This window comes from Polymorphospora sp. A560, assembly GCF_045781765.1.
GTDB lineage: Bacteria > Actinomycetota > Actinomycetes > Mycobacteriales > Micromonosporaceae > Polymorphospora > Polymorphospora lycopeni.
The window spans coordinates 489,131-507,096 of the sequence record NZ_CP122282.1 but is presented as its reverse complement, the minus strand read 5'-3'; the positions used below and the strand labels follow the sequence as shown (position 1 = coordinate 507,096).

Below are 17,966 nucleotides of genomic sequence, written 5' to 3'. Positions count from 1 at the left end.
AGTGCCGGCATGGGAGAACTGAGAACCCAACGACTGCTGCTACGGCACTGGCGCGACTCCGACCTGGACCCGTGGGCGGAAATGAACGCCGACCCGCAGGTGCGTGAGTTCTTCCCGAACGTGGAGACCCGCGAGAAGAGCACGGCCGCGGTGGCCCTCTTCCAGGCCGGCCTGGAAGAGCGCGGCTGGGGCTGGTGGGCGGTCGAGGTCGCCGCGACCGGTGAGTTCATCGGGTTCACCGGCCTGAACCCGATCCGTGCCAACATGCCGTTCACCGGCGTCGAGACCGGCTGGCGGCTGCGCCGTACGGCGTGGGGACACGGATACGCCAGCGAGGCCGCCCGTGCCTGCCTGGCGTACGGGTTCGAGACCCTGGCCCTGCCGGAGATCGTGGCGTTCACCGCGGTCGGCAACCAGCGGTCGGAGGCCGTCATGCGGCGGATCGGGATGACCCGCGACCCCGACGGGGACTTCGACCACCCGAACATTCCCGACGGCCCGGTACGCCGCCACGTCCTCTACCGGATCGCCGCACCGGCCGGCTGACGGCACTCCGGCCGGTCACGGCCTATGTGGTCGGCTCGTCGGGCAGGCATCCGGCCCGGTCACAGCCTATGTGGCCGACTCGTCGGGCAGGCACAGGAAAGCGTCGAGGCGGGCGGCGGCGGTCAGCATCGCCCGGCCCCGGCCGGCGAGCCGTCGCCGCCAGTCCGCGAGCGAACTGGCCAGCGGTTCGGCGCCACCGGCGCCGCGTACGTGTTCCAGCACCGTGGCGATGTGGGCCAGCGGATAGCCGCCCCGCCGCAACAGGTGGGCGAGCTCGGCGTCGCGTACGTCGTCGGCCTGGTACACCCGGTGCCGGGTGGCCCGGTCCCGCTGCGGGGTGAGGATGCCGGCGCGTTCCCACTTGCGCAGGGTCGCCGCGGTGACCCCGAGCCGGTGCGCGACCGCGCCGACCGGAAGCGGCCGGTCCGGGCGCCGCGCGGCCGGGGTGCCGACGAGTACGTCGATGGCGGCCTCGACTGAGTCGAGCGTTTCCCGGTCCCCAGCCAGCTGGGCGTGGCCGGCGTCGATCACCTGGAAGGCGGCGTCGAGGTCATCCCGGAGGACCGCCCGCATGATCGTTCCGGCGGTCGCGTACCCGTACGCCGGAATCAGCGCCAGATAGGCGCCGAGCGCGCCGGCGTGCACGGGCGTGTAGACGCGGTAGCCGCTCGGGGTACGGCGCGCGGCCGGGATCACCCCGGCGTGCTCGTAGTTGCGGACCGTCTGGGCCGAGATGCCGTACGCCCGCCCCAGATCGGCCGGGCGGCCGTGCCCCACGTTTTGAGACTTCAGCGGATCTCCCAAGCCTGAGTCATCGGAAAAGTCTCGACAGCAGGTTCAAGGATACGGTCGAAGTCATGGCTACCGACCTCCGGTCCTTCCTCGAATCCCGTACCCGCCCCGTCGAACTGCTCGCCCTGGGCGAGCCGACCCACGGGGAACCGGCCTTCCCACGCCTGCGCAACGGGGCGGTCAAGGTCCTCGCCGAGCTGGGTTTCCGATCCGTCGCCGTCGAATCCGACCGGGTCGCCGCGCTGGCCGTCGACGCCTACGTCCGGGGTGCCGGCGGGACCATCGACGACGTACTCGCCGACGGCTTCACCCACGGCCTGGGCGCCTGCGCCGCCACCCGCGAACTCGTGGAGTGGATGCGGACGTACAACGGGTCGGTGCCGGCGGCGGAGCGGCTGGCGTTCCACGGCTTCGATCCGCCCCTGGAGATGACCCACGCCGTCGGGCCCGGCCCCTACCTGCGGCATCTTTGCGACTATCTCGTCAACCACCTCGGCACCGAGCCGCTGCCGGCCGGCGTCGACGACCTGGAGCGGCTGCTGGGCGACGACACCCGGTGGAGCGATCCGGCCGCGCTGATGGAGGCTGCGAAGTCGATCGGCCGGTCCGAGGCGGCCGGCACGCTGCGGATCCTCACCGACGACCTGCTCACCGCCCTGTACGCGCACGCGCCCCGGCTGGTCGCCGCCTCGACCCGCGACGACTGGCGGTGTGCCCGGCTGCACGGCACGACCGCCCTCGGCCTGCTGCGCTACCACGCCGTCGCCGCCGACCCGGCACCAGCCGCCGACCGCACCTCCCGGCTGCTCGCCGTACGGGACGCCCTGATGGCCGAGAACCTGCTCGACATCCGTACGACGGAACAGGGCCGCGGCCCGACCCTGGTCTTCGCCAACAACCGCCACCTTCAACGGCACCCCAGCAGGTGGCGGCTCGCCGACATGGATCTCGAATGGTCCAGCGCCGGCTCGATCGTGTCGGCGCTGCGCGGCGACCGCTACGCCGTCGTCCTGGGCAGCCTCGGCGCCAGCGTCGCCCTGGGACTCGACGCACCGGCCGAGGACACGTACGAGGGCAGGATCGGCGCCGCCACCGGGCAGGGTCCGCTCTTCGCCGCCGCCCCGCTGGCCGCGCTCGTCGAAGGCGCGCGGGTCCGCACCGACGTGACGCCCGAGCAGGGATACTTCCCGCTCGACGCCGAGACGGTCTCGCACTGCGACGCGGTGTGGCACGTCGAGCGGTTCTCGCCGGCCGCGGCGGCCCTCGCCGCCCGGATCCTGGAGCTGCCCGACGTCGCCGAGACGCGGGCCGGCCCGGACCTCGGCGCACCCGAACTCGGCTGGGACGACCGGTTCTTCTTCGCCGGACCGGACCGGCACCGGCCGTTCGCCACCATCGTCGCCCACGACATCCCCGGCTTCGACGACCGGTCGCGGCTGGACCGCGCCGGAGTGTTCCGGCTCAACATCGAGGCGGGCCGCGACGAGTTCCGGCGGCTGTTCGGCTACGGACCCGAGCAGTTCACCGAACACCGGGACGCCATCGACTTCACCGCCGTGGACGTGATCGTGCCGCACCCGGCGTACGCGGTACAGGGCTGGGTGAGCGTCAGCAACCCCGGCCCCGGGACGTGGGCGGAGGTGGAACGGCTGCTGGCGTACGCCCACCGGCGCTCGGCCGAACGGAAACGGCGGCCCTGATCACGCCCACCGGGTGCGGCGGGCGCCCGGTCACAGCGGGGCGCCGCCGAACCCGATCTCGTTGCCGTCGGGGTCATGGAAGGTCGTCTTCCGTACGCCGTTGTCGTAGGTTTCCCGCTTCGCCGGCTCCAGTCCCCGCCCCTCTATCTCCGCCACGCGGGTGTCGAAGTCGTCGACGAAGAGGGTGTGCATGGCGTGGCCGGCGTGGTCGGGCCGCTGCTCGATGTACACGTACCGGTGTTCCGCGAGTTCCCAGACTGCTTCGATGTCATTGGGGAGGAATGTCGGTGGGGAGCCGAGCAGGCGCTCGTACCAGGCCAGCGACGCCGCGTAGTCGCTGACCGGTATTCCCGCGAACAAATCGACGGCCATGCCGGCATGCTAACCGCTGCGTCCGACACGCACCCGCGTACCGGTTCGGCCGGACCGGACCCCGACCCGGCTGTCAGCGGAATCCCGCGACCAGGAACGCCCCGAACCCGATCACGGCCAAGGGCACAGCTGTGGCCAGGGCGACCGCCCCCCGCCGGTTCGTCCCGCCGACCAGGACGACGACCAAGACCCGAGTACGACGTTGATCAGGGCGTTCCACAGCGGATCGATTCCGTAGCTCGGGTGTCCGATGTCCTTGGCCAGCAGTCCCGCCTCGGCGAAGAGCACCGCGCCCGGCAGCGCGGTCCCCACCAGCTGCCGCCAACCCGACCCGCGCGCCCACGTCCCAGCGAGGCCGAAGACGACCCCCGCGACGACACCGAAGGACATCCAGAGCAGCGACGTCGGCGCCCACAGCATGGCCAGGTCGTCGCCCTGGATCAGAGTCGCCGCAAGGTAGTAGCTGGGCACCGCGACGACGAGCCCGACGGCGGCGCCCAGCGCCGCGCGCAGCCAGCCCGACCGCACCCAGTAGCCGAAGCCGAAGGCCGCCACCGCCCACGCAGCGCTGGAGTTGCCCAGGTCGGCGAACGGGTACGGCACCCACTTGATCCACACGAAGTCGAGGAACCCCAGCAGGAAGCCGCCCACCACCGCGGTGAGCGCCACACGACGATGATCAGGCCCCATAACCGGGGAGCATACCGGGTATGCATCGCTGGTCAACGCGCGGTGCGGCGGCCGCCCCCTACCGGTGTCGGTCACATGCCTCGGCGATCACCGCTGGCGACGCTCGCTGCCAGGGGCCGAGATGGCAGGATGGCAGCCCATGGCGAAGCGACGCACCACCCGGGCCGAGAACACCGGCGACATGGATGCCGCCAGCGGGACGGCCGACGAGGTCGGCCTGCTGCGGCAGGCACTGGCGGCAGCCGGCGCCCCAGACGAGGTGCTACGGATGCTGGACACCGGTGGCCCGGATGAGATCTTCGCCCGCCTGGCCGAGGCCGACGTGCTGCCGGCTCCCGCCGATGCGCTACCCAATCTGATCGCTCAGTGGACGCCGCTGCTGGCACGTGGCGTCGACCCCTTGACCGCCGAGATATCCGGGCTGGAGTTCGTCGCCGCCTTCCGCTCCGCGGAACCCGACCCGGACCGGTTTGCCGAAATGCTGACCGCACTCGTCGAAGACACGGCCGCGTACGGCGGCGCCGCCGCGTTGGCGTTCCTGCGAGCGATGGCGGCGGTCGGGCCGGCAACGGTACGGCCCACAGCCGCTGAGGCCGCCGACCGGCTCGTCGCCAGCGGGTTGACCGACCGGCCGTGGGCGAAGGATCTCGGGACACCGAAGGTCGGAACCTGCTTCGGCTACAAGGACGACCTGGGGGCACAGGAGACGGTCGCGGTCACGTTCCGCTACGGGCGACGCGAGCATGCCATCGCCGTACTGATCGACCATGACCTCGGCGGCGGGGTCAAGGACTGCTGGCCCACCGACGAACCCGACCAGATCCGTGCCGCCTACCGCATCTCCGCAGCAGAAGAGGGACTCCGCTTCGCGGACTACCAGCCGGCCGAAGCTCGGGCGATCCTGCACCAGGCGCTGGAGCAACCGCCCTGCCCGGTGGAACCCGATCAGATCGAGGACGTCGACATGTTCCTGGACCTGCTCCGTAGCCGGACCGCACTGCTGCCCGACACCGGCCCGGACAGGAACGTGTCAACACGGCAGCGCGTATCCCGAAAAGCGTCGTCGGCCGCAACGGTGCACCGGCTGAAGGTGTCGCTGCGCGGAGCCAGGCCACCGATCTGGCGACGGGTCGAGGTGCCCTCCGACACCAGCCTGCACGAGTTGCATCTGGTGATCCAGGCCGCTTTCGGCTGGGAGAACTACCACATGTGGATGTTCGAGAACGGCGCCGGCCGGTACGGGATCCCGGATCGCGAACTCGACATCAGGTCCGCCGCAGTCAGGAAGCTGCACGATGTCGCACCCCGTAAGGGCAGCCGCCTGAACTACACCTACGACTTCGGCGACAACTGGGAACACAGCATCGTGGTGGAAGAGGTCCGCGCCGCAGAGGCGGATATCAGCTATCCCCGCTGTGTCGCCGGCCGCCGGACCGCGCCGCCGGAGGACTGCGGCGGCGTCTGGGGCTACGAGGACCTCATCGAGATCCTGGCCGACCCGACCCACGAGGAACACGCCGAACGCCTCGAATGGCTCGGGCTGTCCTCAACGGCTGACTTCGACCCCGCCCACTTCGACCTCGAGGGGATCAACCAGGAACTCGCGCAGGTCGCAGCCGGCTGGCGGTGAGTCGCTCCCCGACGCCTCAGCCTGGCGGAATCACCGACCCGCAACGCGACAGCCCGGCCCGGATTGCTGTCGCGGCGGAGCACTACGAGCCGACCGCGGCCCGGTAGCGGGCGAGGTAGTCCCGTACCGGCGGCGACAGGGCGTCCCAGTCCCGTTCCTGGCTGACCACCTCGAACCAGGCCAGGTTCTCCACCCAGAACCGGTAGACGAACCGTTCGAAGTCCGGCGCCACCTCCACCAGATCGCCGGCCGCGTCCACCTCGTCGACGCCGTCCTCGACCCAGGTGTCGTAGTTGATCCCGCCGGCCACCACCCGGTGTCCGCCGTCCGGTTCCAGGTACAGGTACCAGAACAGGCAGTCCTGCTGGTCGTTGAGGAACCGCAGGAGCCTCGCGCCGGCACCGACCGGGCTCGGCACCGGCGGCGCCGGTGGCTGCCACCAGCAAGCCGTGCACGACGGCACCGCGCCCGACAGCTCCGGCCGCCTCATGAACTCCACGAACGGATCCGGCAACCCCGTACCGAGAAACGCCCCGTCCGCCCGCACGTCGATCGGCCGCATGTACGCGACCCGCGGATCGCGGGCCCCGGCCAGCCAGGCGAACCGGCCGTCGAACAGCGGCTCCGGCAGCGGTGGCAGGCTGTCGGGCGGGAAGTAGTCGTACGTCCCGTCGTCGCGCCGGTACGGCCCGAGATCCGTACCGAACCATCCCGTCGTCAGCACCATCGGACCACTGTAGACATCGTGTCGGTCACGTCGTGTCGAACCGGCGTGGCGACGCCCCGTCGACAGCGCCCGGAACGACTCAGGCCGGCGGGATCACGGTCACGCCCGGCCACCGCTGTGCGGGCCGGTGCCGGGCGAGCCTGGCCAGCGAACGGTCCACTATGACCTGTCGCGGATTGTGTCGCCACACTCCGTCGAGGAGATCCGCCACCCCGTACGGGGCACACACCTCGATCCGGTCGTCGCGGTCGAGTCGCACCACGACGGCGGTGGCCGTCTCGGGCCAGGTGCCGATCGCGTCCGCGATCGACGTCAGCGGCTCGACCGGGTCGCCGCCGAACTTGGTGGCGTACCAGGTGTGGACCGCGGCCTGGTTGCGGGCCTCCCACGGGACGCCGGGCATCCGCTCACCCAGGCGGGCGGTCACCCGGTCGTCGTACTCACGGCTGAGGTCGCTTTCGTCGAAGAACGCGACGTCGACGTCGCGCACGTCGGCGGGGCGGAACCCGGACCCGTACCGTTCGCCCCAGACCAGGTCGCGCAGCGCCCCCGCGCCGACCCAGGCGTCCGGGATCCGTTCGTCGCGGACGACGGTGAGCACCCGCATCAGCCAGTCGTTCGACCGGATCAGTGTCTCCAGGGTGTCGGTCATGTCCCGAGGTGCCTCCTGAACGTGGCGTAGACCGGGGTGCCCGGAAGGTTGTCGTGGATGGCGAAGACGACGTGGTCGAACCGGTCGACGGCCCGCAGCGCGGTGGCGAACGCGTCGGCGACCGTCGCCGGGTCGTTGCGGAACACCCCGCAGCCCCACGCGCCCAGCACGAGCGTCCGGTGCCCGTGGGCGGCGGCGACCTCGAGTACCCGGCGGGCGCGGGCGGCCAGCACCGTCGGCACGTCGCCGACGTGTCCGGGCTGGTTGCGCGCGATCGCGCCGAGGTTCGGTGCCGCCGCCGTCAGGAACGACGTCCGGTAGGGCTGGTCGAGCAGGTTGCCCTTGTCGTCGCGGAACACCGGCACGCCGGGGCTGTAAATGACCCGGTCGCTGTAGCGCAGGTCGCGCTGGTCGCGGTGGAAGGCGTAGAAGTCCGGCGCGGTGAGCAGGCACGGGTACAGCGCGGACGAGCGGGCGATGCTCTCCTCCTGTGCCTTCGCCCCGCCGAGGAAGCCGCCACCGGGGTTTTTCGCCGACGCGAACACCAGGCACGCCGCCGCGGGTCCGAGGCGGCGGGCGGCGGCCAGGGTCGACTCGTGCGTCACCTCGACCGAGCCTTCACCGGGCTTGCCGTCGGCGACAGGCAGGGCGGCGTCGGGCGGGTAGTGGCGGGTTCCGGCGACGGCGGCCCGTACGGCATCGGCGATGACGACCTCGCCGCCGGCGCTGTCGAGGTAGCGGCCGGCTTCGGCGATCTCGACCGTCTGTCGGGCAATCTCCCGTAGCCGGCTGCTCACGAACGGACCTGAAGATCACAGCGTTGCACGAAGGGCAGGCTAGGCAGTCCGGGCGCCGACTGGCAACGCAATAGCCGACGACCGCGTGTCCGGTGCTATCTGCCGCGGCGGATGCTCCGTACGCCGAACGTGACCGCCCCGACGACGAACGCGACGCCGAGGATCTGCAGGCCCGGCGAGTCGTCGGCCTCCCCGTGCACGATGCCGGCGACCCCGATCACGACGGCGACGACGGCAAGGAGCCGTTTCATCACTCGTCGACCCACTCGAGCAGGTCGCCGGGCTGGCAGTCGAGCACCCGGCACATCGCCTCCAGGGTGCTGAACCGGACGGCCTTGGCCCGCCCGTTCTTCAGCACGGCCACGTTCGCCGGGGTGAGCCCCACCCGCTCGGCGAACTCGCCGACGCTCATCTTGCGCTTGGCCAACTCGACGTCGATGCGGACGACGATGGGCATCAGATCACCGCTTCCATGTCGGTCCGCAGGGTGGTCGCCTGGCGCAGCAGCGCACGCATCACGATCATCAGCAGCCCCACGACGGCGACCCCTACCGACGTCAGGAACAGCAGCATCGGCAGCCCCGGGTCGTCCCCGGTGAATCCGACGTAGAGGAGAAGTCCCACGAGCACCACCCACGCGGCGACGATGGCCCACACGATCGTGTCGACCCACACCAGGGACGCCTCGGTGAAGATGCGGTCGTTCTTGACCAGGCTGAGCAACTTCCAGGTGGCCACGATCACCACCTGGACGCACAGCACCAGGAAGACCGCGATGGCGGTCATCGGCCACCGCAGGTAGGCGTCCTCGGGGGCCTCCTGCGCCATGTGCCTGAACTGTCCGGGCAGCGAGAGGGTCTGGAAGACGACCAGGATCCCGAACAACAACACGAGGAAGACTCTGAGTGGGGCTACGGCCCGATGCTCCGCCAACATGCATCGACTATCACTCGCTACCTATCGAAAGTCAATCGATTCGGCGACTTTCGACGGTATGCGGACCTGATGACGGCGCGGCGGACGAAGCACGGTCACGAACCACGGTGTGGCAGTCGCCGGCCAGCCGGACGGGTAGAGGGCATGACGGTGAACGAGAATCCCCGGTGAGCGCGGATCGACGGCCGCCGCCGTACGGCTGGATCTGGTCCGGGCCTGGCGGACGCTGAGCGCCGGTGACCGCGAGGTGCTGGCGCTGGTCGCCTTCGACGGCCTGCCGCCCCTCGGCGTCATCCCGGTGTCATCTGATCGACCGATGCCGGGGCCCGGGGTGGGCGCCGTACCGTTGCAGCCACGTGTCGGCCGGGCAGGTCCCCCGTCTTGTCCGGCCCACACACTCCGGGCTACTTCGACAGGGCCTTTTCGAGTTGGGCCTTGGTCATCGTGGAGCGGCCCTTGATGTTGCGCTGTCTGGCCTCATTGTAGAGCTGTTCCTTGGTGCGTCCCTTGGCGCCACTGTGCGACCGCAGCCCGCCCCGGCGTCCGGACGAGATGTCCTTGACCGAGGACCGGCTCGCGGTCCTGGATTCGCCGGCGCGGGCGCGTTCCTTGTTCACCGTACGGGCGGCGATCTCCTCGGCGCGTGACTCGGAGACGCCCCGCCGCTTCGCGCTGGCCTTGATGTGCTTGTACTGACGTTCCCTCTTCGGGCTGGATCCCGCGGGCATGACCGGCTCCCCTCCGTCAGGGCTTGTCACAGCGAGGCTGTCCACCCATCGGTTCGGCAGCCCCATATCGGCCTACATCAGGACAGATGCCCAGCACGGTCGACCGGCAAACGCTGCCGCCCGACCGGACCGGTGTCAGCGGGACGTGTCCCGGTTGTAGAGCCGCTTGGCCCAGACGTAGCTGACCACGGTGATCACGATGGTCCAGGCGAGCGCGATCCAGCCGTCGTTGCCGATTCCGGTGCCCATCAGCAGGCCGCGCAGCGTCTCCATGATCGGGGTGAAGGGCTGGTGGTCGGCGAACCAGCGCACCCCCGCCGGCATCGACTCGGTCGGGACGAAGCCGCTGCCGAGGAACGGCAGCAGGATCAGCGGCATCGGCAGGTTACTGGCCGTCTCGACGCTCTTGCTGACCAGGCCGCAGGCGACCGACAGCCAGGTGACGGCGAAGGTGACGGCGACGAGCAGCCCGATCGCGGCGAGCCACTCGACCGGGTTCGCGGTGGGCCGGAAGCCGACCAGCAGGGCGACCCCGGTGACGGCCGCCAGGCCGAGCATCGTCTGGATCATGCTGCCGAGGACGTGGCCGGCCAGCACCGACGGCCGGAAGATCGACAGGGTACGGAACCGGTCGATGATGCCCTCGGTCATGTCCATCGCGACCGAGATCGCCGTTCCCTGCGCGGTGCCGGCGATCGCTATCAGCAGGATGCCGGGGGTGATGTAGTTGGCGTATTCGGCCCGGCCGCCGGCCCCGCCCAGCCCGGCCCCCATCGTGCCGCCGAAGACGTAGACGAACAGCAGCAGGAGGATTACCGGGATGCCGACCAGCATCAGGGTCAACCCCGGATACCGCTGCATCCGCCGCAGGTTGCGCCGCAGCATGGTGGTCGAGTCGCGTACGGCGTAGGTGAGGGTGCTCATCGCACGGATTCCCTTTCGGGGCGGCCGGTGAGGGCGAGGAAGACGTCGTCGAGGTCGGGGGTGCGCACGTCGAGGCCGTCGACCTCGATCGAGGCGCGGTCGAGCCGGTCGAGCAGGGCACGCAGTGAGGAAACCCCGCCGTCGCCGGGCACCCGCAGGGTCAGGGTCTCGTCGTCGCGGGTCGCGCCGGGGAAGGTGCGGGCGGCGGACTCCAGCCCGGACAGGTCGGCGAACCGTAGGCTGACGTGGCCGCCGGGGACGAGGCGCTTGAGTTCGTCGGGGGTGCCTTCGGCGATCAGCCGGCCGTGGTCGAGCAGCGCGATCCGGTCGGCGAGTTCGTCGGCCTCGGCGAGGTACTGGGTGGTGAGGAAGAGCGTCACCCCGGACCGGACGAGACCGCGGATGATCTCCCACATGGTGCGCCGGCTGCGCGGGTCGAGGCCGGTGGTCGGCTCGTCGAGGAAGATGATGCTCGGCTCACCGACCAGGGTCATCGCCAGGTCGAGGCGGCGCCGCATCCCGCCGGAGTACGTGGCCACCGGCTTGCCGGCCGCGTCGACGAGATCGAAGCGGTCGAGCAGTTCGGCGGTCCGGCGCCGGGCGGTGGCCCGGTCCAGGTGCCGCAGGTCCGCCATGAGGCGCAGGTTCTCCTCGCCGGTGAGCAGGTTGTCGACGGCGGAGAACTGCCCGGTGACGCCGATCGCGTCACGTACGGCGTCGGGTTCGCGGGCCAGGTCCCGACCGGCGATCCGGATTTCGCCGGCGTCGGCGCGGACCAGGGTGGACAGGATCTTCACGGTGGTGGTCTTGCCTGCGCCGTTCGGCCCGAGCAGCGCGAAGACGGTGCCGGCCGGCACGGTCAGGTCCACGCCGTCGAGCACCACCTTGCCGCCGTACGCCTTGCGCAGGCCGGTGGCCGTGATCGCGGGAATGGGCATCGCCTTCTCCTTCAGGTCTTCGAGGTCACGCTGCGGCGGACGGTGATGTCGCCGACGGAGGTGCTCGCCCGCACCCGGACGGTGTCGTCGGTGGTGTCCGGCGCGGGCGACGACGCCAGTTCGTTGTGGACGCGTCCGTAGGTGGTGTCGAGGTCGAGCCAGGCGGCGGTGCCGGCGCGGATGCCGATGCCGACGGCCCCGGCCGCCGTCTCCAGCACCACCGTGCCGCGGATCACCTCGCCGACGTGTATGCCGCCGTTCGCGGTCCTCGCGGTGACGTCGGCGTGCGCCCGGTCGACGGTGATCGACCCGTTGGCCGCCCTGAGTCGCAGGTCGCCACCGGCCTCGCCGATCCAGCTGTCGCCGTTGGAGTTCTTGACCGTCGCCAGCCCGTCGATGCGGCGGATCCGCACCGACCCGTTGCCGGCGGTGACCTCGCCGCCTTCGACGTGGTCGGCGATGACGGCGCCGCTGCCGCTGTTGAGGCGTACCGGGCCGGCCCGGTCGAGCTGGATGTCGCCGTATCCGTTCTTGAAGCGGCACTCGCCGAGGCGGCCTTCGAGCCGCACCTCGCCCATGCCGGTCTCGCCGTCGAGGTGGGAGCCCTCGGGCAGTTCGATCGTGAGGTCGACCGCGCCGCTACGGGTGAACAGCGTCCCGAGCCGGGGGCCGCGGACCAGCAGCTTCCCGTCGGCGTACTCGACGCGGGTCTGTTCGGCGACCTTCCGGTCGGCCTTGCTCGACGGGTCGACGGGGCGTACGTCGACGGTCGTGTCGGTGCGAGGGCCGGCGACGAGTCGCACGTTGCCGACGACGAAGCCGAGGTTCACGGTGACGGAGATCGGTTGCGGTGTGTCGAAGGTCGGCATGGTTGGTCCCCTACCTGGTGGGTGGACTGGTCCGAACGGAAAGGGCCGGCGGGTCAGCGCACCCAGCCGGTGAACCGCTGGCCGTGACCGGTGGCGCGGTGCCCGGATGTCGCGTTGCGGCCGGGTTCGAGCGCGGCGGCGGCGGCCCGGACGAGCCAGGCGTTGACCGAGAGCCGTTCCTGCCCCGCGGCCTCCTCGATCCGGGCCTTCAGCTCGTCGGGCAGGCGGACGTTGATCCGGGACGTCCCGCCGCCGCCGCTTTCGTCGAAGGTGGGCGCCGGCGGGGCGGGCACGGGCTCCTCCGGCGCCTCGGGGGCGGGGCGGGCCGGCGTGACGACGAAGTCCGGGTCCCGGCCGCGCAGCCGCAGGTGGACCGAGCCCGGCGCGAGGTCGCGGGTGATCTCGGCGGTGGCGGCGGACAGCGCTTCCAGCAGGGTGAGCCGGATCGCGGATTCGAGCGGGGCGGTGAGGCGTTCGGCAAGGGCGCGCGCGTCGTCACCGCCGGCGTCGGCGGCGACCGCGAGTTCCCGCCGGAGCAGGTCGACGTACGGCGTGAGTTCCATGTGAGCCACTATGGCATCACTCTGGCTCAGCCTGCAAGCAGATTGGCTCAACGCGGCACACGCTGAGCCACGCGCGTCGTCCCCCACTACCCGGACGCATATGTCCGGGCGGGACGGGCAGTCGGCGGTATGGCCAAGGAGATGGAAGGCGACAACCAGAAGCGACGCGCGCTCGCCGCCGCCGCCCGCGAACAGGGCCGCACCGCCAGCGGGGCCGGGGCCAGCCTCGGCGGCTCCAAGCAGCGTGAACACGCCAGACGCAAGGAACGGGCCGGCCCGCAGCCGGCCGGCGCCCGCAAGCCCGGCCCCCAGGCACCGAGGCCGGACCTGCCGCCGGGCCCGCAGACACCCCGCCCGCCGCACTCACCGCCGTACGGCGACACGGTCGCCGACCCCGGCGTCCTGCGCCTGCGCTACCGCGAACTCGTCAGCGAGGTCGGCGACCGCACCGGCGTCGGGTTCGACCAGGCCAAGGGTGCCGCCCGCGCCACCGTGGGCGTGCTCGCCCGCGCGCTGCCCGAGGACGACAAGCAGCGACTGCTCGACGCCCTACCGGCCGAACTGACCGAGGGACAGGACGTCAGCGAGCCGTACTACGGCCGTGGCCTGTCCGGGTTCGTCCAGCAGGTCGCCGGCCTCGCCCAACGCCCGCCCGAACAGGCCCTGCTCCAGACGCAGGCGGTGCTCGGCGCCATCGCCGCCCAGGACGGACACCTGCTCGACTCGCTCGAACTGCCGGACTTCCTCACCGACCTCACCCACCCACCGGCACCCGGCGGCGGGCTGGTCGGCACGAACCGGCACACCGCACCGCTCGACGAGGACGAACTGATCGCCGCGCTGCGCCGGCTACCCGGCTGGACCGGCAACGTCAGTGCGCTGACCCGCACCCTGACCCTGCCACCCGACCAGCTCGACCGGGTCCTGGCCCGCCTCGACCAGCTCAAGATCGACAGTGGGCGCGGCCCACGGATCAGCCGGCCCGACGACTGGACCGCCCAGTTGGTCGTACAGACCACGAACGCCCGCGCGGTGACCGCGCTCGACGTCGACCTCGCGGCGCTGATCAACGACGCCATCGACGAGGCCGCCGCCGGCCTGGCGTAGCCCACGCCGACACACGAGAGGTGGTGCCATGGAACTGGTCGAGGAGTCGCCGTACCGGTTCCGCATCGACCCGCACGGCGACATGCGGGTACCCGGCGTCGTCTTCGCCTCCCGGTCCCTGCTGCCCGACGTCACCGCCGACAAGGCGATCGAACAGGTCGCCAACGTCGCGACGCTGCCGGGCATCGTGGAGGCGTCGTACGCCATGCCCGACGTGCACTGGGGCTACGGGTTCCCGATCGGCGGGGTCGCCGCGACCGACGTCGCGGCGGACGGCGTCGTGTCGCCCGGCGGCGTCGGGTTCGACATCTCCTGCGGCGTACGGCTGCTCGCCGCCGACCTCGACCGCGCCGAGCTGCCCCGGGTGCGGGAACGACTGATGGACGGCCTCGACACGGCCGTCCCGCGCGGCATGGCCAGGGGCGCCGTCTGGAAGATCGACGACCGCGCCCAACTGAACGAGGTGCTGCTCGGCGGTTCGCGGTACGCCGTCGAGCAGGGCCACGGCGTCGAACGCGACCTCACCCGCTGCGAGGACCACGGCGCCGTGTCGGACGCCGACCCCGACCAGGTCAGCGACCGGGCCGTACAGCGCGGGCAGGGCCAGGTCGGCAGCCTCGGCTCCGGCAACCACTTCCTGGAGGTGCAGGCGGTCGACCACGTCTACGACGACGACGCGGCGGAGGCGTTCGGGCTGCGGCCCGGCCAGATCTGCGTCATGGTCCACAGCGGTTCGCGCGGCATGGGACACCAGATCTGCACCGACCACGTACGGGTCATGGAGCGGGTGATGCCCCGCTACGGGATCGACGTACCGGACCGACAGCTCGCCTGCGCGCCGGTCTTCTCGCCCGAGGGCCGCGCCTACCTGGGTGCGATGGCCGCCGCCGCCAACTACGCGCGGGCCAACCGGCAGTTGCTCGGCGAGGCCGCCCGCCGGGTGTTCGAACGGACCGTCGGCCGCCGCCTCGACCTGGTGTACGACGTCTCGCACAACCTCGCCAAGATCGAGTCGCATCGGGTCGACGGCGCCGACAGGCAGCTCTGCGTACACCGCAAGGGCGCCACCCGGGCCCTGCCGCCCGGCCACCCCGACCTGCCCGCCGACCTGGCCGGGGTCGGGCAGCCGGTGCTCATCCCCGGCTCGATGGGCACCCCGTCCTACGTGCTGACCGGGGTCGCGGGCGCCCCGGCGTTCGCCTCCACCTGTCACGGCGCCGGCCGGGCGCAGAGCCGCACACAGGCCGCCAAATCGGTGCGCGGCAAGGACCTGCGCGACCAACTGGAGGCCCAGAACATCTCGGTACGCGGCGCGTCGATGCGCGGACTCGCCGAGGAGACGCCGCAGGCGTACAAGGACGTGTCGGCGGTCGTCGGGTCGGCCGAGGGCGGCGGCCTGTGCCGGCGGGTCGCCCGGCTGGTCCCGGTCGGCGTGGTGAAGGGCTGACGGCACAAGTCGTGCCGTCGGTGGCCAGCCGGCCGCCGTCACACGTCGAGGGTCACCGCGCACGACCAGCCGTCGGCGCCCGGGGCGAACCTCAGTTCGTGCAGCGACACCGCCTTCGGCACCGCGCCCACCACCTCGATCCGGTCGGGGTCGGCCATCCGCAGCCGTACCTCGAACCCGCCGTCGACGGCGGCCACGTCGGCGGACGCCGGCAGCCGGCCCTCGGTGTCCATCCGGAAGATCACCTCGTCGAGTACGGCGACCAGCATGTCCTCGTCGGTGCCCGGGTCGACCCGGAACTCCACGGTCTGCCCCGCCGAATCCGCCGGCACCTCGGCGAAGCTGCCGACCAGGCCGGCCACGGCCTCCGCCACGCAGCGCTCGCGGGCCGGCGCCCACGCCTCGACGCGTACGTCGGCGGTGTGCGGCACGCTGCGGTGGCCCACCGGTCCCAACTGCCGCCCCCTCCGCGTAGCCCTTCGCCGCCCATTCTCGCCGCCGTCCGCGCGCCCGGGCAGGCGAACGGCGGGCTACCCGTCCGGCAGCGCCTGGGCCGGCAGCCCGTACGGCCCGAGCACGCCCTCGACGTAGCCGAGGTTCTCGGCCCGTTCCGGCGGGTCGAGGGTCGGGTCGAGGGCGACCATGGCCAGATCGGCGACGTCTTCGAGGGCGCGGGTGCAGCGGTAGTAGGCCAGCAGGTCCGCATCGGGCTCCACGGCCCCGTAGCCGTCGAGGAACCAGCCCTGCTGCGCGGCCGTGGTGGGCGCGAACGGCAGCACTCCCCCGCCGAGCACGAACATCAGGTCACGTTCCGGCGGGGCGAGTACGGCGTCGTCGAAGTCGATCAGGACGACGGACTGGTCCCCGGTCGCGATGAGGTTGCCGAGGTGCGGGTCGGCGTGGCACGGCACCGGCGCCGGCAGGTCGGGGCGGCGACGCAGCACGGCGGCCAACCGCACGGCCCGGTCCCGCACCTCGACCAGCTTGCCGCGACCGGCCGCCCACCCCTCGGCCAGCCGTTCCTGGATCTCGTCGGCTCCCCGTCCGACGCCGGTCACGGCGTGGTCGGCGGCGTCGAAGGCACGCACCCAGCGGCTCGGGTCGTACGTCTCCGCCGGCACCGCCGCCCGGAGACCGTCGTCGACCGGGAGCCGGTGCAGGCGGGCGAGCAACCGGCCGTACGCGGTCCACTGCTCCCGTCGCAGCGGACCTTGCAGGGCCGGCGTGCCGGTGACCCAGCGGGTGACCGACAGGCGCCGTCCGGCGACATCGGTCCACAGTCGACCGTCGCGGGTACGCACGACGTCGGCGACCGTGCCGGGTGCCACGCCCGCGAGCCGTCCCGGGATCACCAGGCCGGCCGCGGAGTCGTTCGCCGACCACTTCACGGCGAAGTCGGTCCCGGCGCCGTCGGTGCCCCGGAAGAGGTCGGCGGCCCGGTCGGCACCGGTCTCGACGGCGCGGACGTCGGTCAGCTCGATCCCGAAGTGTTCGGCGACCCGGTCGGCCACGCTCATCGCGCCCCCTGGGTTCGTCGGACGGTGGGAGCCACCGGTCAGGCCGGGGTTTCCTGGCGACCGGCGGTCAGTGCGGTCAGGCCGAAGGTGCCGGACTGCCGGTGGGCCGACAGTGCCGGATCGGCGGAGGCGGTCAGGCACAGGACGTCCGGGCGGAAGACGAGGCGCCCGGTGGCCACGGCGTACGGCCCCGCCGCGTAGAGCTGGCAGTCGATCACCAGTAGTGGCGCCCCGACCGCGACGTCCAGTTCCCCGGCGAGGGTTTCGGTCGCCGCCTCGGCGGTGATGGTGTGATCGCTGCGGGTCAGGCGGATGTTCTCCGTCTCCCGCAGGAACGTGGTGATGCCGTCGGTCAGCGCGTTTATCCGCACCTGCTGCCCGTCGAACGCCCCGGGCAGCCGGTGTTCGAGCCGGGCGGCGGCCCGCCCCTCGACCTCGTAGAGGCGCACCGCCCGGTAGACCGCTTCGCCGCGGGCCACGCCGAGCAGGGCGGCGTCGTCATCGTCGGCGGTCTCCCGCGCGATGTTGACCGCCCGTACGGCGTAGTCGGCGCCGGCCTCGGCGAGGAAGTCGGACAGGGACAGGATGAGGTCGACCGGATAGGCCAGCGAACCGGCGTGGGCGGCCCGGGCCGGCGCGGTGATGAGGGTGCCGACGCGGCGTCGGCGCACGATCTCACCGGCGGCCTCCAGCCGGCTGAGGGCGTCGCGCAGGGTGCTGCGGGACGCGCCGACCAGTTCGCAGAGCCGCTGTTCGGGCGGCAGGCGGGTGACCCCGGTGCGCTGGTACTCCGCGATCAGCGCCCGCAGCTTCACCTCGGCTTCGTCCACCCGGCTCCGTCGGCCCGGAGTGTCCACTTCGGTCGACCGCGTCTGCATAGGCCCTCCCTCGAATGGTCATACCTTATCGGCGCAGACCCGCCGCCCGCAATCCACCCAACGAGCAGGGAAAACGCGACCCTTGACACTGGGCCAGCATTGGTCATATCTTACCGCCTAATTGATCGGACTTAACGCGACGGAAACACGTAC

The 17,966-nt window shown here is 71.8% G+C and carries 22 protein-coding genes; 5 read left to right on the top strand and 17 right to left on the bottom strand.

Annotation, left to right across the window (positions count from 1 at the left end; all coding sequences use genetic code 11):
- The first annotated feature begins 9 nt into the window (after positions 1 to 9).
- Positions 10 to 546 carry a GNAT family N-acetyltransferase gene (locus tag QCD66_RS02375; protein ID WP_375733548.1) on the top strand — a complete coding sequence of 179 codons (537 nt, stop codon included), beginning with the start codon at positions 10 to 12 and terminating at the stop codon, positions 544 to 546.
- 66 nt (positions 547 to 612) lie between these two features.
- Here the strand turns inward: QCD66_RS02375 and QCD66_RS02370 are convergent, their stop codons facing one another.
- Entirely contained in the window at positions 613 to 1,323 is a 711-nt protein-coding gene (locus tag QCD66_RS02370; protein ID WP_375733549.1) for a MerR family transcriptional regulator, read from the bottom strand.
- An 80-nt stretch (positions 1,324 to 1,403) separates the two neighbouring features.
- Here QCD66_RS02370 and QCD66_RS02365 point away from each other — a divergent pair, with 80 nt between their 5' ends.
- Entirely contained in the window at positions 1,404 to 3,038 is a 1,635-nt protein-coding gene (locus tag QCD66_RS02365; RefSeq protein ID WP_375733550.1) for a DUF6194 family protein, read from the top strand.
- A gap of 30 nt (positions 3,039 to 3,068) precedes the next feature.
- Here QCD66_RS02365 and QCD66_RS02360 read toward each other — a convergent pair whose 3' ends face one another.
- Both QCD66_RS02360 and QCD66_RS02355 read right to left on the bottom strand, forming a co-directional pair.
- Positions 3,069 to 3,410: a VOC family protein gene (locus tag QCD66_RS02360; protein ID WP_375733551.1), complete on the bottom strand. Its 342-nt coding sequence runs from the start codon at positions 3,408 to 3,410 to the stop codon at positions 3,069 to 3,071.
- A gap of 111 nt (positions 3,411 to 3,521) precedes the next feature.
- The gene (locus QCD66_RS02355) at positions 3,522 to 4,079 is read right to left on the bottom strand and encodes a DUF6518 family protein (protein WP_375733552.1); all 558 of its coding nucleotides are present in this window, start codon (positions 4,077 to 4,079) and stop codon (positions 3,522 to 3,524) included.
- A gap of 160 nt (positions 4,080 to 4,239) precedes the next feature.
- Here QCD66_RS02355 and QCD66_RS02350 point away from each other — a divergent pair, with 160 nt between their 5' ends.
- On the top strand, positions 4,240 to 5,730 hold the full coding sequence (locus tag QCD66_RS02350; RefSeq protein WP_375733553.1) for a plasmid pRiA4b ORF-3 family protein: 1,491 nt from the start codon (positions 4,240 to 4,242) through the stop codon (positions 5,728 to 5,730).
- 82 nt (positions 5,731 to 5,812) lie between these two features.
- On the opposite strand, the gene QCD66_RS02345 is transcribed toward QCD66_RS02350, so the two are convergent.
- The 11 genes from QCD66_RS02345 to QCD66_RS02295 all read right to left on the bottom strand — a co-directional run bounded on the left by QCD66_RS02345 (position 5,813) and on the right by QCD66_RS02295 (position 12,864).
- Positions 5,813 to 6,457, bottom strand: coding sequence for a hypothetical protein (locus QCD66_RS02345; RefSeq protein ID WP_375733554.1), 645 nt, complete (start codon positions 6,455 to 6,457; stop codon positions 5,813 to 5,815).
- A gap of 79 nt (positions 6,458 to 6,536) precedes the next feature.
- On the bottom strand, positions 6,537 to 7,109 hold the full coding sequence (locus QCD66_RS02340) for a nucleotidyltransferase family protein (RefSeq protein ID WP_375733555.1): 573 nt from the start codon (positions 7,107 to 7,109) through the stop codon (positions 6,537 to 6,539).
- Complete coding sequence (locus tag QCD66_RS02335; protein WP_375733556.1) at positions 7,106 to 7,906, bottom strand: TIGR02452 family protein; 801 nt, start codon at positions 7,904 to 7,906, stop codon at positions 7,106 to 7,108. The genes QCD66_RS02340 and QCD66_RS02335 overlap by 4 nt, the downstream gene beginning before the upstream one ends.
- Positions 7,907 to 8,001: 95 nt before the next feature.
- Positions 8,002 to 8,157, bottom strand: a complete 156-nt coding sequence (locus QCD66_RS02330) for a hypothetical protein (protein WP_375733557.1) — start codon at positions 8,155 to 8,157, stop codon at positions 8,002 to 8,004.
- Positions 8,157 to 8,363: a helix-turn-helix transcriptional regulator gene (locus QCD66_RS02325; protein ID WP_026874506.1), complete on the bottom strand. Its 207-nt coding sequence runs from the start codon at positions 8,361 to 8,363 to the stop codon at positions 8,157 to 8,159. Before QCD66_RS02325 ends, QCD66_RS02330 begins: the two co-directional genes overlap by 1 nt.
- Complete coding sequence (locus QCD66_RS02320; protein WP_375733558.1) at positions 8,363 to 8,797, bottom strand: DUF2975 domain-containing protein; 435 nt, start codon at positions 8,795 to 8,797, stop codon at positions 8,363 to 8,365. Before QCD66_RS02320 ends, QCD66_RS02325 begins: the two co-directional genes overlap by 1 nt.
- Positions 8,798 to 9,246: 449 nt before the next feature.
- Positions 9,247 to 9,570: a plasmid stabilization protein gene (locus QCD66_RS02315; RefSeq protein WP_364214313.1), complete on the bottom strand. Its 324-nt coding sequence runs from the start codon at positions 9,568 to 9,570 to the stop codon at positions 9,247 to 9,249.
- A 135-nt stretch (positions 9,571 to 9,705) separates the two neighbouring features.
- A complete protein-coding gene (locus QCD66_RS02310; RefSeq protein WP_407566979.1) occupies positions 9,706 to 10,494 on the bottom strand; it encodes an ABC transporter permease in 789 nt (262 codons plus the stop codon).
- A complete protein-coding gene (locus QCD66_RS02305) occupies positions 10,491 to 11,432 on the bottom strand; it encodes an ATP-binding cassette domain-containing protein (RefSeq protein ID WP_375733560.1) in 942 nt (313 codons plus the stop codon). The genes QCD66_RS02310 and QCD66_RS02305 overlap by 4 nt, the downstream gene beginning before the upstream one ends.
- Before the next feature lie 11 nt (positions 11,433 to 11,443).
- On the bottom strand, positions 11,444 to 12,301 hold the full coding sequence (locus tag QCD66_RS02300) for a DUF4097 domain-containing protein (RefSeq protein ID WP_375733561.1): 858 nt from the start codon (positions 12,299 to 12,301) through the stop codon (positions 11,444 to 11,446).
- Between the two features lie 53 nt (positions 12,302 to 12,354).
- Positions 12,355 to 12,864, bottom strand: a complete 510-nt coding sequence (locus QCD66_RS02295) for a toxin-antitoxin system HicB family antitoxin (RefSeq protein ID WP_375733562.1) — start codon at positions 12,862 to 12,864, stop codon at positions 12,355 to 12,357.
- Positions 12,865 to 13,005: 141 nt separating this feature from the next.
- Here QCD66_RS02295 and QCD66_RS02290 point away from each other — a divergent pair, with 141 nt between their 5' ends.
- Together QCD66_RS02290 and QCD66_RS02285 are read left to right on the top strand one after the other, a co-directional pair.
- Positions 13,006 to 13,971 carry a DUF2267 domain-containing protein gene (locus QCD66_RS02290; protein ID WP_375733563.1) on the top strand — a complete coding sequence of 322 codons (966 nt, stop codon included), beginning with the start codon at positions 13,006 to 13,008 and terminating at the stop codon, positions 13,969 to 13,971.
- 28 nt (positions 13,972 to 13,999) lie between these two features.
- A complete protein-coding gene (locus QCD66_RS02285) occupies positions 14,000 to 15,418 on the top strand; it encodes an RtcB family protein (protein WP_375733564.1) in 1,419 nt (472 codons plus the stop codon).
- Positions 15,419 to 15,456: 38 nt separating this feature from the next.
- Here QCD66_RS02285 and QCD66_RS02280 read toward each other — a convergent pair whose 3' ends face one another.
- From QCD66_RS02280 to QCD66_RS02270, 3 genes are all read right to left on the bottom strand, one after another.
- Positions 15,457 to 15,864 (bottom strand): archease, encoded by a 408-nt coding sequence (locus QCD66_RS02280; protein ID WP_375733565.1) that lies wholly within the window; start codon positions 15,862 to 15,864, stop codon positions 15,457 to 15,459.
- An 84-nt stretch (positions 15,865 to 15,948) separates the two neighbouring features.
- Positions 15,949 to 16,935 (bottom strand): phosphotransferase enzyme family protein, encoded by a 987-nt coding sequence (locus tag QCD66_RS02275; RefSeq protein ID WP_375733566.1) that lies wholly within the window; start codon positions 16,933 to 16,935, stop codon positions 15,949 to 15,951.
- A gap of 38 nt (positions 16,936 to 16,973) precedes the next feature.
- The gene (locus tag QCD66_RS02270; protein WP_364214338.1) at positions 16,974 to 17,765 is read right to left on the bottom strand and encodes a GntR family transcriptional regulator; all 792 of its coding nucleotides are present in this window, start codon (positions 17,763 to 17,765) and stop codon (positions 16,974 to 16,976) included.
- Between the last annotated feature and the right edge of the window lie 201 nt (positions 17,766 to 17,966).

Bases quoted from the DNA above. Each gene is read 5' to 3' on its own strand.
- QCD66_RS02375 (WP_375733548.1), top strand. From the start codon at position 10: ATGGGAGAACTGAGAACCCAACGACTGCTGCTACGGCACTGGCGCGAC.
- QCD66_RS02365 (WP_375733550.1), top strand. From the start codon at position 1,404: ATGGCTACCGACCTCCGGTCCTTCCTCGAATCCCGTACCCGCCCCGTC.
- QCD66_RS02360 (WP_375733551.1), bottom strand. From the start codon at position 3,410: ATGGCCGTCGATTTGTTCGCGGGAATACCGGTCAGCGACTACGCGGCG.
- QCD66_RS02350 (WP_375733553.1), top strand. From the start codon at position 4,240: ATGGCGAAGCGACGCACCACCCGGGCCGAGAACACCGGCGACATGGAT.
- QCD66_RS02345 (WP_375733554.1), bottom strand. From the start codon at position 6,457: ATGGTGCTGACGACGGGATGGTTCGGTACGGATCTCGGGCCGTACCGG.
- QCD66_RS02340 (WP_375733555.1), bottom strand. From the start codon at position 7,109: ATGACCGACACCCTGGAGACACTGATCCGGTCGAACGACTGGCTGATG.
- QCD66_RS02330 (WP_375733557.1), bottom strand. From the start codon at position 8,157: ATGAAACGGCTCCTTGCCGTCGTCGCCGTCGTGATCGGGGTCGCCGGC.
- QCD66_RS02325 (WP_026874506.1), bottom strand. From the start codon at position 8,363: ATGCCCATCGTCGTCCGCATCGACGTCGAGTTGGCCAAGCGCAAGATG.
- QCD66_RS02315 (WP_364214313.1), bottom strand. From the start codon at position 9,570: ATGCCCGCGGGATCCAGCCCGAAGAGGGAACGTCAGTACAAGCACATC.
- QCD66_RS02310 (WP_407566979.1), bottom strand. From the start codon at position 10,494: ATGAGCACCCTCACCTACGCCGTACGCGACTCGACCACCATGCTGCGG.
- QCD66_RS02305 (WP_375733560.1), bottom strand. From the start codon at position 11,432: ATGCCCATTCCCGCGATCACGGCCACCGGCCTGCGCAAGGCGTACGGC.
- QCD66_RS02300 (WP_375733561.1), bottom strand. From the start codon at position 12,301: ATGCCGACCTTCGACACACCGCAACCGATCTCCGTCACCGTGAACCTC.
- QCD66_RS02295 (WP_375733562.1), bottom strand. From the start codon at position 12,864: ATGGAACTCACGCCGTACGTCGACCTGCTCCGGCGGGAACTCGCGGTC.
- QCD66_RS02290 (WP_375733563.1), top strand. From the start codon at position 13,006: ATGGAAGGCGACAACCAGAAGCGACGCGCGCTCGCCGCCGCCGCCCGC.
- QCD66_RS02285 (WP_375733564.1), top strand. From the start codon at position 14,000: ATGGAACTGGTCGAGGAGTCGCCGTACCGGTTCCGCATCGACCCGCAC.
- QCD66_RS02275 (WP_375733566.1), bottom strand. From the start codon at position 16,935: ATGAGCGTGGCCGACCGGGTCGCCGAACACTTCGGGATCGAGCTGACC.